This is a genomic window from Dysgonomonas sp. HDW5B (assembly GCF_011299335.1).
In the GTDB taxonomy this organism is placed as follows: Bacteria; Bacteroidota; Bacteroidia; order Bacteroidales; family Dysgonomonadaceae; genus Dysgonomonas_A.
Genome location: NZ_CP049858.1, coordinates 3,083,095 through 3,099,383, shown reverse-complemented (window position 1 = coordinate 3,099,383; position 16,289 = coordinate 3,083,095). Strand labels below are relative to the sequence as shown.

Sequence of the window (16,289 nt, the reverse complement as noted above, 5' to 3'; positions counted from 1 at the left end):
ATTATCAAAGTTCTTAATTACAATTTGTGCCTGTTTCTGCTTCTTTTAAACAATAAAATAAGAACCTGACTCTTCCTTTTTTCAGAATAAAATCAGGCTCTTATTTCATTTTATTTTCAAATAGCAATTATCGTTCGGCTATTAAACGTTTATTTGCTTTAGCTTTTTCGATCCACTTAGGAACAGTAGTATCAATCCATTTCTTTTTGTTGTCTTTCAATGTTTTCATATCAAGACCAATATAAGCCTGAGCTTTGTCTTTTGTAGAAATATCGGGCATCTGCACATCGGTTACTCCTTGTGCAAACAATACCTTTTGAAGCTCTAATTGAGCCAGTAATGTTCGGTCTAAACTATGAGCCAATATACGTTGCGTTTCAACGGGTGCATGAAAAGAAGCTCCGTGAGATGCTACAGCAAAATCCCAACGCCATTGTGCCTGACGGATCAAATCCAATGATTTTTTCATCTGAGCTTCGGTTGCACCTTTATCCCAAGCGGCTTTAGCCATGATATGTGTTTTAGACAATTCGGCTTCGATACGGTCACGTATTTCCAAAGCTTTATCCTGATACTCATATACATAATTACGAAGTTGCTCTTCGCTATCTTTATGGCAAGTCTGACAAGTTCCTGCGATATTCTTCAACGGACTCATTATCTGATGATCCGAATATTTGATACCACCTTCCGATTTGTATGGCATATGGCAATCCGCACACGACAATCCACGTTGAGCATGTGGTCCCATCAAGAAAGTTTCGTAATCGGGGTGCTGTGCTTTCAACATCAGTGCACGGCTCAAAGCATGTGTCCAATCCGAGAATTCTGCTTTATCATAATATTCTTCCATTTTTTCCACAGTCATGCCTTCATCCCAGGGGAAAGTAAGTTCCTTTCCATCTCCTTTGAAATAATATTCCACATGGCATTGTGCACATACCAGAGTACGCATTTCTTGCATGGTAGCATTTTTCACATCTTTTCCCTGACGTTCGAATGCCTGAACCAAAGCCGGACGTGTAATCGTTAGATTCATTGTCACAGGGTCATGACAATCGGCACAACCGATAGGGTTTACAATCTCAGAACCCAGATCGCCCCATTTTGCTTTATAGAAATTCTCGATTCCCATTTCATTCATCATGCGTGGCACATCGGGACTTTTGCAAGTCCAACAAGTTGCTGGCTGCGGTCCGTCACCTTCATTAACAGGACATCCTGTTCGCAAAGTATTTCTGATGTCTTCAATGGCATGCATGTGTCCACGTGGTGCGGAGTAGTCCTGAGAAAAGGCATATCCTGCCCAAAGAACCACCATTTCGGGACGACTTTCGAGTACATCTTCGGGCATATTACCCAGATGCTTACTTTTAAAGTCCATGTTTTGAGTTTTCTTCCAAGTCTCGTATTCACGCGGATAATTTTCACCCCATATCTCGTTACGGGATTCTATTCCTTGTATGTCTACTTTTTTGTTATTAAATAGAGTGGCAATTTCTGCACGACGCTCGGTTATAGATGCCGCCAATAATCCCAACAAGAAAACCCCAACCATTACAGCAAGGAATAAACCCCATCCTATAATCGGTTTCTTTCTTATAGCTTCTGATAATTTTCGTAGCATGGCTTTATATAGTTTTTTAGTTATTTTTCTTCATTTGTTTTTTCAACCATTCGGGTACAGGAGACTTTGGTAAGGGAACCAAAGCATTAGGGGCAGATACAATACTACTCATGGTACCATGCACAACGTCACGATGACAATCCCAGCACGCCTTAGCATTCCCTTCCTGAACATCTTTATAACATTGCAGTCCGGTCTTTACCATTGCTGTATTGAGATCAGTATGACATCTTATGCAGTTATCCATAATAACCCTGTAACTCTCTTCACGGGGACGTATCGCTATAGGCTCTTTTCGAAGCGTAAACACGGCTGCATGATACAAACCATCTTTGGCTTTAAACGCGTATTTCTCCAAAACATTATCATGAGGTACATGACAGTCATTACAAGTTGCCCATTGAGCATGCACACTATGTTGCCATGTTGCGTAATAAGGTGTCATAATATGGCAATTGATACAAGCCTCGGGTTTATCCGACAGGTATGAATAGGCTCGAGACATATAAACGGTATATGCTCCCAATCCGGCCAAAATTCCACCAATAATAAAAAGGGGAAGGATAAATTGTATAGGCAGTATGTGTAAAATTTTCTTCATGGTTAACAGTTGAGCATCCCTAATGCATATAAGTGAATGTGCTAATAAACGTATCTTATACGCATTTATATATAGGCAAATCTAATATTTTATTTAAGGAAAAACAACCTAATCAACTGTTATATCATAATATAGATGACACAATGATCGTATATTCGATTCTATCTATCAAGCATAAACAGAATCAAATACATTATAAACAATTAATAGATAGACACTTTACTCAGGACATGAAAACATCCTGAAAAGTGTAACAAATGTTACATAACATAGAAAAAAAGAGAAAATTTAACGATTCAATTTACAAGTTTCATCTCTTTTTTCATTGCGAGAAGTATAGAATCGAGTTTTTCGAGAACTTTCTTTCGAACCGATTCTTCTGACAGATATTTGTTGTAATCATATAGATAAACATCTCTGCGATCGGTCAAATAAAGGTAGTAATTAAATGGAGTTTCGTCACCTCTCGAAACAATATACATAATAGTGTAATCAAATTCTTTGTGTTTAGACTCATCCCCGACAGAAGGATTCAGATATATTTCAAGATTCATATCCTTCATCACATAATGCGGATTATCTGTATAATTAGGACAGTAAGTCTGCCGATCTCCATTCTTAAAGATGAAGCTTCTCATTTGCTCAAAATCATAAAAATTAAGAGCATCATTAATTTTGATCAACATGGAAGAATCGGTTGCATCCTGAGATTTTAAAGGCAGGTACACTATGAATAGAAGGCTAAATAAGAAGAAACGCATAAAAAGACTGCTTATTAATTAATTGACAGATAGATGTTTGTTCTTACTCAGTAATCAGGTTTCTTTTATAAATGCCTAGTTTGTTCAATAACAAAGATATGCCTTCTCCTATGATAACAAAGCCGAATAATAGAAATGGCATATACCAGACAATATAGTCAAGATGAAAATGATTAGCCGAATGTTGTTTAAATACGATAAACCACGATAAAGGTGCTATTAAAGATATAAGTGTAGTTACGAGCAATGCCCAATTTAAACGCTTGCGGAATTGATCCGAATTTCGATTTAAATAATACACTACCGCACCTAAAACAGCTATAATAAGAATTAAATAGGCAAAATAAAAAGCATGAGAATCGCGTGCCAGAAAATCCCACTGAAAGACATTACCTTTCATATATTTTTTTAAAATAAACGAATAGGGATAATGTGCAAAATGGTCATCTGCACTAAAAGACCTTCGAGTATAAGATGTTATTATATAATCGACACCTGCGTAAAAGCTACCGGTTACAGCCCTGATTTGTGTTATCAGTATGGTCATTTGTGCAAGTACTGCAATAATAGCTGTTAAACTTGCTTTCATGAAATAAGATATAAATGGACGTATCTTTTGTTTTTCGACAAATGCATAAAATATAATGGGACACATTGTCGAAACAAGAGCTGTCGAAATAAATTCATACCCATTAAAAACGCATTTTGCAAATACGGACAAAAACAGATAAAGTAATATCTTCTTCGAACTTAACTTTTTAGTCCTATGATTATATTCGAGTACCAGAAGCATGGTGATAAAAGGAATATAAGAAGCCCAAAGTCCCCACCATAAACTATTTCCAAAAAAAGTAAGCCAACTCGACATCGTTATCAAAACCAAGGTAATAATGCCTGTTATGAATCCAAAATTACGGAATACCCATCCTAGCAATAAGGTAAAACATAGTGCTGATAAAATTGCATTTATGCAATGAAACATTTGCAGCTTCAGACCATTACTAAAGGGTAACACCTGTTGTATAATACTATATAATATAAACTGCCCTCCTGTTTGACTTTTATAAACATCGTAGCTATCTGGGATATTATCAGTCACATAGTCGGGTCTTTGTTCCAAGTAAACTTCAAACCATATATCAGCATTGGCAGGTACTACCGAAGCATCATAATTTACTCCGGGTAAAGCTCCGTGAGAAAAAACGCCTTCTTTTTCGGATCGAGCTATTCGTCCTATAGCCAGACATTCGGAGTACTCATCAAATCCACCAAAGGCTTCCTTTCGAGCCGAACCCCAAAAATTACTGTAAAATCCGAGGAAAAGAACTGAAAAACAAATAGCTAAAAAAACATTCTGCTTAGTTAGTATTGACGTTTTCGTTACAAACATATATGCTAAGTATTATCTCTTTATGATTTGTCTAAGATTCTATATTTAACAGGAGTATATCGATGTAAAAAGTACAATAGCGATACTTTTAAAACCCCAAGTCCATATTTCGAACTTCTTACAAAGTTGATTGATGATGCTTCTTCAAAGTATTTCGTAGGACAAGTTATTTCTGCAATCTCATACCCTTTATTGAAAATCTGAGCAATAAATTGATTATCAAAAATAAAATCGTCTGAGTTTATATTGTAATTGATACTTCTTAAAACCTCGCCACTATAGGCTCTATATCCGGTATGGTATTCGGATAACTTCTGCCCCATCAGCAAGTTCTGAGAAAATGTAAGAAAACGGTTTGCCACATATTTATATAGAGGCATTCCTCCTTTTAAAGCACCTTTTCCAAGTATTCGGGAGCCAATAACAACAGGATATACATCATTGGCGATCAAATAACACATAGACTGAATCAGCTTAGGAGTATATTGATAATCAGGATGTAGCATCACAACAATATCGGCACCTAATTCCAGAGCTTTATTGTAGCAGGTCTTTTGGTTTCCACCATATCCCTTATTTTTATCGTGTTTTATAATATGGGCAATTCCAAGACTTTTAGCTACTGCAATAGTATCATCCGGGCTATTATCATCAACCAGAATAACCTCATCTACAATATCAAAAGGAATCTCGTGGTAGGTCTGAGGCAAAGTTTTTGCTGCTTTGTAAGCGGGAAGAACCACTACAACTTTTTTATCTGAAATCATTATACTGTTTTTTATTATTACAGAGTCTCTCACAAAATATCCAGAGCCGCCAAATGTTAAGAAGACGAGCTAAAAGATAATTACAAAATACAAAAATAATAAAAAAAGTCCAGCACCCCACATTTTAACAAATTAATAAACACTTATTCATTTGTTAGGGTAGACAAACAAAACGAAGGTAAGTATAAACTAATCAAATTGTTTAGTCAATACACGGATATTCATTTTACCTAATACTCCAATAAGTCATTTAACTTTTCATCTTTATAGCAATAAAGCCTCACCTAACACCTCTGAACACCTCATATCCAGCGAGTTATATTTGTCAAAAAAGCTTGTCCATCAAATCCCGATTTGGGGACTTCTTTCGGCACTAGGACATTTAAGCCTTTATTTATAATTCTCACAGAAATATCTTTACCGGTCTGTATTGCATTTCCATCCAAATGCATTACTCCTTCTCTTTCTCTTTCAATCAAAACTTCGGAAGTAATCATTTCGACTAGTTTTGAATTATTTCCAATATTTTTCGACATCAACTGAATAGCTGTCTGAGTAGCATTCAAAACTGACAACGGTTTAAGAATAGCAATATTCATCTTACCATCCTGAATATCGGCATGAGGGGCTATAAAACTGTCATTCCCGTATTGAGACGCATTAGCACAGGTCACCAAAAATGCTTCATCCTCAAAGACCTGATCGTCGCTAGTTACCTTATATTTTTCAGGTTTGAAATTATAGAAAACATCAATCATACTCTTGGCATACATCAGCTTTCCACGGCTCGACTGATTCAAAACCTTTTCGCTTACTTGAGCATCAAACCCTACTCCACACGTACAAAAGAAAATATTGTCATTAGCAATTCCGTAATCGATTTTCTTTACGTTATTTTCCTTAATTATTTCAATTGCTTTCTGGTGATTCATCGGAATGTGCAGATCGCGAGCCAATCCATTTCCTGAGCCACTGGGTATGATTCCAAATATGATATCTGTACCAACCAACATTCTGGCCACTTCATTGATAGTTCCATCACCTCCAACGGCTATAACATAATCCACATTTTTATCTACGGCATCCTTAGCTATCTGAGAGGCATGCCCTTCGTAGCCTGTCATAAACATATGAACATCGAAATCATGGGGATCAATAGTCATTGTTTTTTCCGGCAATCCTTTCTTAGATTTCGTTCCCGATACTGGATTTATTATAACATAAATCGTCTTTTTTTTTCGTTTCATCCTTTTATAAGAATTGTTAGTTGGCTCTAATTAAATTCTACACAATGGGCAAAAATACGGAAAATATTGATTAGTATCCTAAACTCTATCTTAACATACAATAAAGTAGATAACAAATAGATAAATTTCGCTAAAAACAAAAGAACAAACTATCGGATAATACACTATTTATCAAAGCAAAGACCAAACATCAAAGCCTGAAAATTTTGATAAACAACCCTATCTTATAGAAACAATTAATACTAACACCTAAATTCTTGTAATGTTTAAACAAAAAGCACGGACAGCAAAGTTCGTGCTTTTTTATCTATATACAAAAGCCACAGTGAAAGCAACTTCTGTATTTAGCCGTAACCTCGAAGCTTATAATCAAGACTTACGAGTGATCGTCAACAAGGGATCAACCCGTTCTTCCAAAACCTGGAGCACCTTGCAATTACTTTATAGTATAGCAGTACTATCTACAAAATCACGACTGATATCCATAGTATCCGAATCGATGCCTCACCTCAAAAAAGGATGTATGCGTGATTTCGAAAACATGCTTCGCTCGGATGGAAAGTGGAATCCTAAAGATTGGAATGCTACTGATAAAATATATCAGGTTAATAATTCGTATATAGAATTTTTCTCTGCCGATCAACCCGGAAAGGTACACGGACCGGCACGTGATATTCTCTACATCAACGAATGTATCAATATCCCTTATGAAACTTATCGCCAACTGGCAATCAGAACTACTGAAACAATTTTTCTCGATTACAATCCATGCTATGAATTTTGGGTGGACGAAAAAGTCCTTCCCCGTGACGAAGCCGTTCTAATTCATTCCACCTATCTTGATAATGAATACCTTTCGCCTGCACAGGTAAAGGAGATAGAATCGAGTAAAAACGACACCGAATGGTGGCAGGTGTACGGTTTAGGTAAAACAGGCTCGAAGGTAGGATTGATTATACAAAACTGGGATGTGGTTACTACCCTGCCTTCATCCTACAAAAAACGATGGATCGGTATCGACTTTGGCTTTACAAACGACCCGACGGCTCTAATAGACATTCGCTTATCCGAAGGCGAACTTTGGATAGATGAGTTGCTTTATGAACGGGGCTTTGACAATCTGATGATAGCTAAGCATCTTGAGGAATGCAATGTACCCCGAGAGACTACAATTATAGCCGATAGTGCCGAACCTAAATCGATTCGTGAAATACGTAATTGCGGATGGAAAATAGAAGCTGCTCATAAGGGTAAGGACAGTATTCTCACCGGACTAGCCATATTGAATCGCTACGCAAAACACATAACCCAAAGAAGTTCGAACCTCATCAATGAATACAAAAATTATCGCTGGACTACGGATGAATTCGGCAATCCAAGCAATATACCGATTGATCGGTTTAATCATTCTATTGATGCTCAACGCTATGTAGCACTTAATCAGTTGGGACAAAAAGGTGACTTTGACTATTATATAGGGAAATAGAAAAAGTCGGAGATTATTACTTCTCCGACTTTTTTATATACACTTAAGTGATCATTATATTATCTGTCAGTTGTAAAGCGTGGAATAAACCAAAAATTTGCCACTGTTAATTTAGGCTTTCGCTTCTACTCTTTGTAATCCGTTGTAAATCTTCGCCTGACGGAGATTGAAAAAGAAGAATTTCGAAAAGTGAAGCACTCGCTATTACATATTCCATCACAGTGCGGTGAATGGTATCATAGCCGGCTGCTTCTTTCTGTTTCGAAAAAGCATAAATTTCAATACCGATGCCATCGCCCGAAATAGCGTGCTGATATCGAACAAAGAGCATCAACTGATCATTAATCTGTGGATGTTTCCGCAGAAATAATTCAAGGTGGGCTCTGAACAATGCCAGATTTGTAAGTAAAGCATCCGGCGAACTGACTTGAGCCAAAGCTAAAAACTCCATATAATTTGCACACGTAACAGAATGCTTGGAGAGGGATTCTAAAAGAAATTCATCGGCAAATTTAACCGACTTAAGATTCACATTGAAAGACCGAACGAAAAGGCGTCCCGGTCCCAGCTCCATACGACGCCAATTGGTAAACGAATCGGTAACTAGTGCATATATAGGTATCATGGTGACCGAATTATCCCAGTTCTGCACTTTAACCGAACTCAGATTTATATCGACAATAATACCATCGGCATTCTTCGATGGCATTTCAATCCAATCATCCGGACGGATCATATCCTGAAACGATAATTGAATAGAGGCCACAAAACCAAGAATAGTATCTTTAAAGATCAATGTAATAAAGGCTGCCGTAGCTCCAAAACCAAGAATAAGGTTAGAGGGCTCTTTATCTACTATTATTGCCAGAATAAAAACAATAGCTATTACAGCAGCTATAATTTTCATTAGCTGTATGTATCCTTTGAGTGATTTTTGCTGTGTTTTAGGATGCAATTCAAAAAATGTATTCCATCCATCGAGAAGTGAAAATAGGACTAATAAAATCCAGATAATCATAACCGAACGTGAAAGGACTAGCACAAAGGTAACCAAGCCAAGCGAAAAGCCCGAAAAAAGAATACGGCAAGTAAATACAACAATAGCAATGGCAATAAGAACAAAAAGACGCTTAAAGAAGCCATGCTTCATCAGAATAGTGATAACCCTAGATTTAGCATCGAGCTTCTGATCTTTTACAAATAGAAACGAAAAACGCCCCATTGCTACATTTAACAACCACACGACAGCAGTCAGCACTAAAAGTACAATGACAAAGACAACAGTGTTTGTCACTCCAACATTTACGCCAAGAGTCAATAAGGAATCATAAAGATCTTGAATAAGCCAAAACTTAGACGAATCGGCAACTTTACTTACATCGATTGGCAAAACGACCAGGGGTGTAAGAATAAAAAACAATAAGTTAATCATATATAATACTTTGACGTAATATATAAAGAACAACAATCGCTACAATAAGTTTATACAATAAGCAAAACAATGTTTCGTCATCAGAAACTTATATATGGATAAAATGAAAAATAATGAACTACACACCCTCCTTGTGTAACAAATAGCATCGCGATAGAGTCTATTGAGTAAACAATAAGACTATATTATGCGTTACACATTACCACTTTTGACCTTTCTACTGATAATAACAAGCACATTGTCAGCTCAACAGATAAAAATATCAGGTAAAATTATCGATGCAGTAGAATCGAGCCCGATAGGATTTGCCACCGTATCTCTACTAAAACAAGACTCAACTTTCGTTAAGGGAGTCAATTCTAACGACGACGGACGCTTCTCTATTCCTGATGTTTCTAAAGAAGAACATCTTCTTTCCATTTCGTATTTAGGCTATGAAACTCAAATATTACCATTGCAAAAATCAGAAAAAGATATTAATGTAAGCGATATAGCCTTGCATCCTGCCTCTATTGCACTGAATGATATCACGATAACTGCCAATCCCATTATTCATAAGATAGACAGGGATGTTATACTACCCAGTACTGCACAATTAAAAGCATCTACCAGCGGTATCAGTCTTTTGCAGAATCTAATGTTGCCACGTCTTATTATCGATCAAGTAAACAATGTAGTCAAAACCTCCAACGGCAGCGAAGTACAATTGAGGATAAACGGAGTTATAGTCACCTACTCCGAAGTGTTGGCACTTCTTCCCGAAGATGTGATAAGGGTCGAATTTCACGACAATCCGGGGCTTCGTTATGGAGATGTTGAAGCTGTACTTGATTTTATTACCAGACGCAAAAACTCAGGGGGAAGTGTAAATACAGAGCTGATGAACAATCCTTTTTCGGGATTTGGAAATAATTCTTTGAATGCAAAAGTAAATCATAAAAAATCCGAATTCGGTTTCAACAGCAATCAATGGTACCGCAATCTCGACTTTACCCGAAACAGCGAACAAACGTTTGTATTTCCTGACAAAAAAATTCAGCAAAACAGAATCGGTGAAACCATTCCTTTTAATACAATGGGAATCAACAACAGTCTCAATTACAGCCTACAAGAGTCGGGTAAATACTTTTTCAATGCTGCTATTCGTCAATATTACAGAAATACGCCTAATTCGTGGGACGACGAAATCAGTGTATACACTTCGGGAAACTCTACTCCCGTTAATGTTTACAAGCAGACTTCTTACAGAACCAATGCTCCTTTACTCGATTTATATTATGAGAGAAACCTAAAAAATGAGCAATTAATTATAGTAAACGTTATCGGGAAATATGCCTATAATAAAACTGATTATACATTTAAGGAAAGGCGTAATGATTTACTTTACACCGATATCCACAACCTCAACAAAAGCAAGAAATATACATTTGTAGGTGAAGGTATTTATGAAAAGACATTCGCCACAAGCAAAATTTCGGCAGGATTAAGGCATACTCAGGCTTACACCGAAAGTACTTTTGCCAGCAGTACCGAGTCTCTGGTAGACATGAATCAGTCTGAGACTTATCTATATGGTGAATACCAGATCAAAAAAGGTAAATTCAATTCATCACTCGGTATAGGTGGTACTCGTACCTATTACAGCACAGGGGAAAATAAAACCGAAAAGTACATCTTTCGTCCGGTGCTGCGGGTTACCTACAATATCAATGAGGGTACTTATTTGAAATACAACGGAACTATATACAACAGGTTACCATCGGAAGGAGACTTAAACGATGTGGAACAAGACATCGATTCGCTACAAATCAGACGTGGAAATCCTAACCTCAAACCATTTATGACTTATCAAAACACATTGTGGGGAGGATATAAAAAGGGTATCATCGATTTAAACCTGTGGATGAGATACCGTTATGTCGATGGCAATATAGCGAACGACATTTTCTTTGAGGATGGGAAATTTATTAACCAGAACAACAATCAAATTGCATTCCATAATTTCATGAGTGAATTAAGGATTCAGGTACAACCCATAAAAGACCACCTGACCATGAGTATAACACCCGGTATAGCTCGCTATATCAATAAAGGAGACAATTACACACATACATTTACTCATTGGTATTACAATGCTGAAGTAAATGCCAGTTACAAAAAATGGATATTCAACGCATTCCTGTCAAACAGTTTTCAATATTTCGAAGGAGAAACACTATATCTGGGTGAGATTTGGCAAAATATCAGTGCAGGATACAAAACTGATCGCTTTTCGATATCGGGAGGTATAATAAACCCCTTTACAAAGGAGTGGGAATCGGGGCAGGAAGTTTGGTCGGCATTCATCCCCGGCTCGTCAACCGTCACCAGCTCTTCGATCAGTAAAATGCCTTACCTCAAAATATCTTACAATATAAACTTTGGAAGGCAATATAAATCGGGTAATAAAAAAATTGACAACAATGATATTTAAGGTCGCAGACCTTTTTATTTAATTAATCGAAGCTTCTCTCATAAAATAACAGACCGCTCTTTAATTGAAGCAGTCTGTTATTTATATCATTGATAGTTTTTCAATTAATTTGAGGAATATTCAGCTTTAAATCATTTTTCAATACCTCTGCATTCACACCAGATATATTTAGTGTGTCAAGCTTTGTATATAAATACTCAGGCAAAGTTAAATTATTCACCTTTTTATATGTAAAAGAAGTATTTGAGACTATAAATTCGGCAAACATTTGATTGCTTGGATTTATTTGAGTCGGAATTTCGGGATTTATACGAGTACTTAGCTTATCAAAAGTAAGATCAAGCATTTTTATAGCCTCATCAGGCTTGTTAACTAAATCCAAAATAACAACGAACGATGCATAAACTGCAATATTTGTACTATCCAGAAGCCATGCTTGATTTATCCTTTTCATTGCAGTGTCGGTATCTCCTTGATGTAAATAATACCAACCAAGATCCATAATATCTATAGCAGCCTTAGCTCTATTTGGTTCTTTCTTATCCGATTCCTTTAAGAATTCAGCATCAATATCCAATTGGCCCTTGCATTTATTAACTCTGCCATACATCGGAAGCAAATTTATGCCCTCTTGACAGTCAACACTTTCACTTGGACGACCACTACAATTTATAGATATTAAACCTGTAGAAACTCCAATCAATAATAGAACTAAAATTTTAAATTTCATCATATTCTCAATTAAATATATTTACAAATGTAATGAATACATAGCACAGTGTAAATAATCAATCTCAATACTCACCTATGTTTGAAATAAAAAAAGTGTACAGACCGCAAACAACTCATAACTAAATCGATACAAACAAACATAATACTATTAAAGAAATTATATAAAAAAAACATCCACAATTGAGTAACCAAAGTGCTACTTATACCGTCATATATACAAATAGAATAAAGATAACATGAAACGGATTGTAAACCTTATGATAGTATCTCTGGCAATAATAAACACATTGTCGGCTCAACAAATAAAAATATCGGGCAAAGTGGTCGATAAAACCAATGCCTCCCCTATCGAATATGCGAATGTTACATTGCTTGAGTCCGACTCTACTTTTGTAAAAGGTGTGAACTCCGATGCAAACGGATTATTCGATATTATCAATCCGACAGGCAATTATCTGGTATCTGTATCGTATATGGGATACGAAACGTCATATGTACCTGTTAAAAGTCCCACAACCGACAGTAATTTGGGCAATATTACACTCGAACCATCATCTGTAGCACTGAATGCCGTAGTAGTTACCGCACAATCGGTCATAGACAAGGCAGATCGTAAACTGATATTCCCATCCGAATCGCAGATAAAAACGTCTACCAATGGGCTTGACTTGCTGCAACAGCTTCAATTGCCCCGAATCAATATCAACCCGATAGATAATGCCATCACCACTTCGGGTAGAGGCGAGGTTCAATTACGTATCAACGGTGCTTTGACCACCAATGAAGAAATACGAGCCATTACTCCCGCAGATATAATCCGTATCGAATATCACGATGACCCCGGAGCCCGTTACGGTAGTGCATCTGCTGTACTGGATTACATTGTACGCCGCAGAGAATCGGGTGGAAATGTACATGGCGATTTTATGAATATAATAGGTCCTGTAGGTTTTGCAGAAGATAATCTGGCAGTGAAGGTAAACCACCGAAAATCGGAATTCGGCTTGAATGCCTATTGGGGACACCGAAAACTTAAGTGGACCAGAAGCAACAGCGAAACTTTTAATTTTCCGGACAAAACATTGCATCGCGACGAAGTGGGTGAGCCTACCCTATTCAAATACAACAATTTGAATCTGGCTTTGAATTATAGTTTAATGGAAACTGATAAATATTTTTTGAATGTCGTATTCAGAAATGCATACAACAACTCGCCCAATCTTTACAGTAACCGCAGGAGTACCATTACAACGTCAGATAATAGTGTACCCTTGTCGATCTCGGATCTTTCGTCTGAAAAGACCAATATACCTTCATTGGATATTTATTTTCAACGCAACCTCAAAAAAGATCAACTGATAATTGTAAATGTGGTGGGAACGTATATCGATTCTAAAAATAGCCGTGTGTACGAAGAGTCGAGAGACGGAAACCCCGTTACAGATATCCAGTCTCATATTACAGGAGATAAATATTCGCTTATATCGGAAGGTATCTATGAAAAGAAAACCGAAAAAGGTAAATTCACCACAGGTGTAAAACACGCTCAGGTATTTACCAAAAATCAATATACAGGTAATACGGCGGCCGAAGTAGCCATGAATCTTGCCGAAACTTATGTGTATGCCGAGTATCAGATACAGAAAGGCAAGTTCAATTATGTGGCAAGCGTGGGTGGCATACGTTCGTATTACAGTCAGGGTGAAGACCGAGAAGAAAATTACTCTTTCCGTCCCTCGGCACGTGTAACTTATAATATCAACGATAAAACATTTATCCGTTACAAAATTAATATCTGGGGCAACACTCCATCGCTTGCCAATCTGAATGCAGTGGAACAGGAAATCGATTCGTTACAGATTCGCAGAGGTAATCCCAATCTGAAGATGTCGCAAGGATATAGTAATAATATTACTGCCGGATACGATAAAGGGATGTTTGGTGTTGATGTATTTCTACAATACAATTACCAGCGAAAACCGGTAGCCGAAAGGATTCTTTTTGAGGATGGTAAATTTATACGGACTTACGAAAATCAAAAAGCACACCAACAATTGGGTGCCGAAGTTACCCTTCGGTTCCGTCCGATAAAAGACCGCCTGACCATTGCCTTTACTCCGGGAATAAACCACTACATCAGCGAGGGCAGCGATTACAGGCATACCTACACCAATAAGTATATGCGTATGTCGATAGACGGAAATTATAAAAGCTGGGTTGCCAACTTCTCGATGTATACTCCTTGGGATTACTTCTATGGCGAATCGCTCGAATCGGGAGAACGCATACATTCTATAAGCTTCGGGTACAACAAGCAGAACTATTCGGTTATTCTGGGAGCTTTCAATCCATTCGGCGGTACATACAGGAGAAACGATCAGAACTGGTCGGCACTGGCACCATCGCAATCGAAAATATACACTCCCAATCTTACCCAACTGATATTCGTTAAGGCATCGTTTAATGTCAATTTCGGACGACAATTTAAAGGTGGAGACAAAAGGCTTAACAATTCCGATAACGATTCGGGAATTATGTCCGGATCTAAATAATAAAATTCAAACAAATTCTTAGTGTCGGTATAACAACAATTATTCTAGTTTTTGTTATACCGATCTTTCAATTTTCACCATTTAACACAATAGAGATAACCAACTATTTAACAAAGACATAAACAACACTAATCTCAACAACAAAGTAAAAAACCTCTCATCCGGTTGTTGTTAAAAAAACATAAACATAGAGTAATTTAAATTGGACTGTCTAAATTTGAGAATAAATAGATATTGTAAGGTCTAAGACCTTTTTATTGCTTTGGCAAGTATAACAACTATAGCTTGTTATGGTTTTGAAAAATAATATTAAATACGTTCAATTATTTAATCGTATATGGCAAATAAAAACGCTGAAAATTATAAGACTTTAATGGAAAAAGACGCTGAAAATTTCCTTCCAAGTGTATCTGTAGATTGCATTATATTTGGATTTCATGAAGGAATTTTAAAAATACTATTGAGTAAATTTGATGGTAACCAAAAATGGATGTTACCCGGAGGGTTTGTATATCTGGATGAAAATGTAAATGACGCAGCTTATCGTATTCTGTCGAAAAGAACCGGATTGAATGAAATTTACCTTAAGCAATTTTATTTATTCGGAGACACAGGCAGGGTTCATCCCGATGACAACAAACATATACTTACCGTCGATGCCAATCACCCTGAAAAAGATCCGCATTGGCTGCTCAGAAGATTTGTAAGCGTTGGCTATTATGCTCTGGTTGAATACTCTAAACTTAAAATTAAAGCGGCAGATTCGGAAGAGGTACAATGGTTTCATATCAATGAAGTACCTGATTTGTATGGCGATCACAACAAAATAATCGAAAAAGCTGTAAATTCGATACGTTCTCAAATAAATACTATTCCTATTGGATATGAGCTTTTAGCCGAGAAATTCACCATGTCCGATTTGCGTGTTATTTATGAGACCATACTCGATCGCAAGTTAGATCGACGCAATTTCCAACGTAAGATGCTCGCATCTGGCTTTATTCTTAAATTAGACGAAGTGTCTAAAAAATGGGGGTCAAAATCAGCCACTTTATTTACTTTCGATAAAGAAAAATACAATTTTGCACTTAAAAACGGAACTGCTTATAACGAATGGTAAGGTCTAACATCATAGCACTTATACAATTACATTAAAACATAGAAGCTGTACTGAAATCCTTAAAATCAGTACAGTTTTTTTATAATAAATCTAACCTTATT

At 36.8% G+C, this 16,289-nt stretch carries 12 protein-coding genes; 4 read left to right on the top strand and 8 right to left on the bottom strand.

Going from position 1 to position 16,289, the window contains the following annotated elements:
* Positions 1–127: 127 nt before the first annotated feature.
* The 6 genes from nrfA to G7051_RS12770 form a co-directional block, all read right to left on the bottom strand.
* Positions 128–1,627 carry an ammonia-forming cytochrome c nitrite reductase gene (gene nrfA / locus G7051_RS12795; RefSeq protein ID WP_166200843.1) on the bottom strand — a complete coding sequence of 500 codons (1,500 nt, stop codon included), beginning with the start codon at positions 1,625–1,627 and terminating at the stop codon, positions 128–130.
* A gap of 16 nt (positions 1,628–1,643) precedes the next feature.
* Positions 1,644–2,228 (bottom strand): cytochrome c nitrite reductase small subunit, encoded by a 585-nt coding sequence (gene nrfH, locus G7051_RS12790; RefSeq protein ID WP_166200841.1) that lies wholly within the window; start codon positions 2,226–2,228, stop codon positions 1,644–1,646.
* A 296-nt stretch (positions 2,229–2,524) separates the two neighbouring features.
* Complete coding sequence (locus G7051_RS12785) at positions 2,525–2,989, bottom strand: hypothetical protein (protein WP_166200839.1); 465 nt, start codon at positions 2,987–2,989, stop codon at positions 2,525–2,527.
* A gap of 43 nt (positions 2,990–3,032) precedes the next feature.
* Positions 3,033–4,379 (bottom strand): hypothetical protein, encoded by a 1,347-nt coding sequence (locus G7051_RS12780; protein ID WP_166200837.1) that lies wholly within the window; start codon positions 4,377–4,379, stop codon positions 3,033–3,035.
* A 20-nt stretch (positions 4,380–4,399) separates the two neighbouring features.
* On the bottom strand, positions 4,400–5,146 hold the full coding sequence (locus G7051_RS12775; protein WP_166200835.1) for a glycosyltransferase family 2 protein: 747 nt from the start codon (positions 5,144–5,146) through the stop codon (positions 4,400–4,402).
* A 302-nt stretch (positions 5,147–5,448) separates the two neighbouring features.
* Positions 5,449–6,393, bottom strand: a complete 945-nt coding sequence (locus G7051_RS12770; RefSeq protein WP_166115833.1) for a diacylglycerol kinase family protein — start codon at positions 6,391–6,393, stop codon at positions 5,449–5,451.
* A 262-nt stretch (positions 6,394–6,655) separates the two neighbouring features.
* Here G7051_RS12770 and G7051_RS12765 point away from each other — a divergent pair, with 262 nt between their 5' ends.
* On the top strand, positions 6,656–7,879 hold the full coding sequence (locus G7051_RS12765; protein WP_255493221.1) for a PBSX family phage terminase large subunit: 1,224 nt from the start codon (positions 6,656–6,658) through the stop codon (positions 7,877–7,879).
* Between the two features lie 106 nt (positions 7,880–7,985).
* On the opposite strand, the gene G7051_RS12760 is transcribed toward G7051_RS12765, so the two are convergent.
* Positions 7,986–9,311 carry a mechanosensitive ion channel family protein gene (locus G7051_RS12760; RefSeq protein WP_166200833.1) on the bottom strand — a complete coding sequence of 442 codons (1,326 nt, stop codon included), beginning with the start codon at positions 9,309–9,311 and terminating at the stop codon, positions 7,986–7,988.
* A gap of 187 nt (positions 9,312–9,498) precedes the next feature.
* Here G7051_RS12760 and G7051_RS12755 point away from each other — a divergent pair, with 187 nt between their 5' ends.
* Positions 9,499–11,784: a carboxypeptidase-like regulatory domain-containing protein gene (locus G7051_RS12755; RefSeq protein ID WP_166200831.1), complete on the top strand. Its 2,286-nt coding sequence runs from the start codon at positions 9,499–9,501 to the stop codon at positions 11,782–11,784.
* A gap of 100 nt (positions 11,785–11,884) precedes the next feature.
* Here the strand turns inward: G7051_RS12755 and G7051_RS12750 are convergent, their stop codons facing one another.
* Positions 11,885–12,517: a M48 family metallopeptidase gene (locus G7051_RS12750; RefSeq protein WP_166200829.1), complete on the bottom strand. Its 633-nt coding sequence runs from the start codon at positions 12,515–12,517 to the stop codon at positions 11,885–11,887.
* Between the two features lie 235 nt (positions 12,518–12,752).
* Between G7051_RS12750 and G7051_RS12745 the strand changes: the two genes are divergently transcribed.
* Together G7051_RS12745 and G7051_RS12740 are read left to right on the top strand one after the other, a co-directional pair.
* Positions 12,753–15,068 carry a TonB-dependent receptor gene (locus G7051_RS12745; RefSeq protein WP_166200827.1) on the top strand — a complete coding sequence of 772 codons (2,316 nt, stop codon included), beginning with the start codon at positions 12,753–12,755 and terminating at the stop codon, positions 15,066–15,068.
* A 337-nt stretch (positions 15,069–15,405) separates the two neighbouring features.
* Positions 15,406–16,188, top strand: a complete 783-nt coding sequence (locus G7051_RS12740) for an NUDIX domain-containing protein (RefSeq protein ID WP_185154988.1) — start codon at positions 15,406–15,408, stop codon at positions 16,186–16,188.
* The last annotated feature ends 101 nt before the right edge of the window (positions 16,189–16,289 follow it).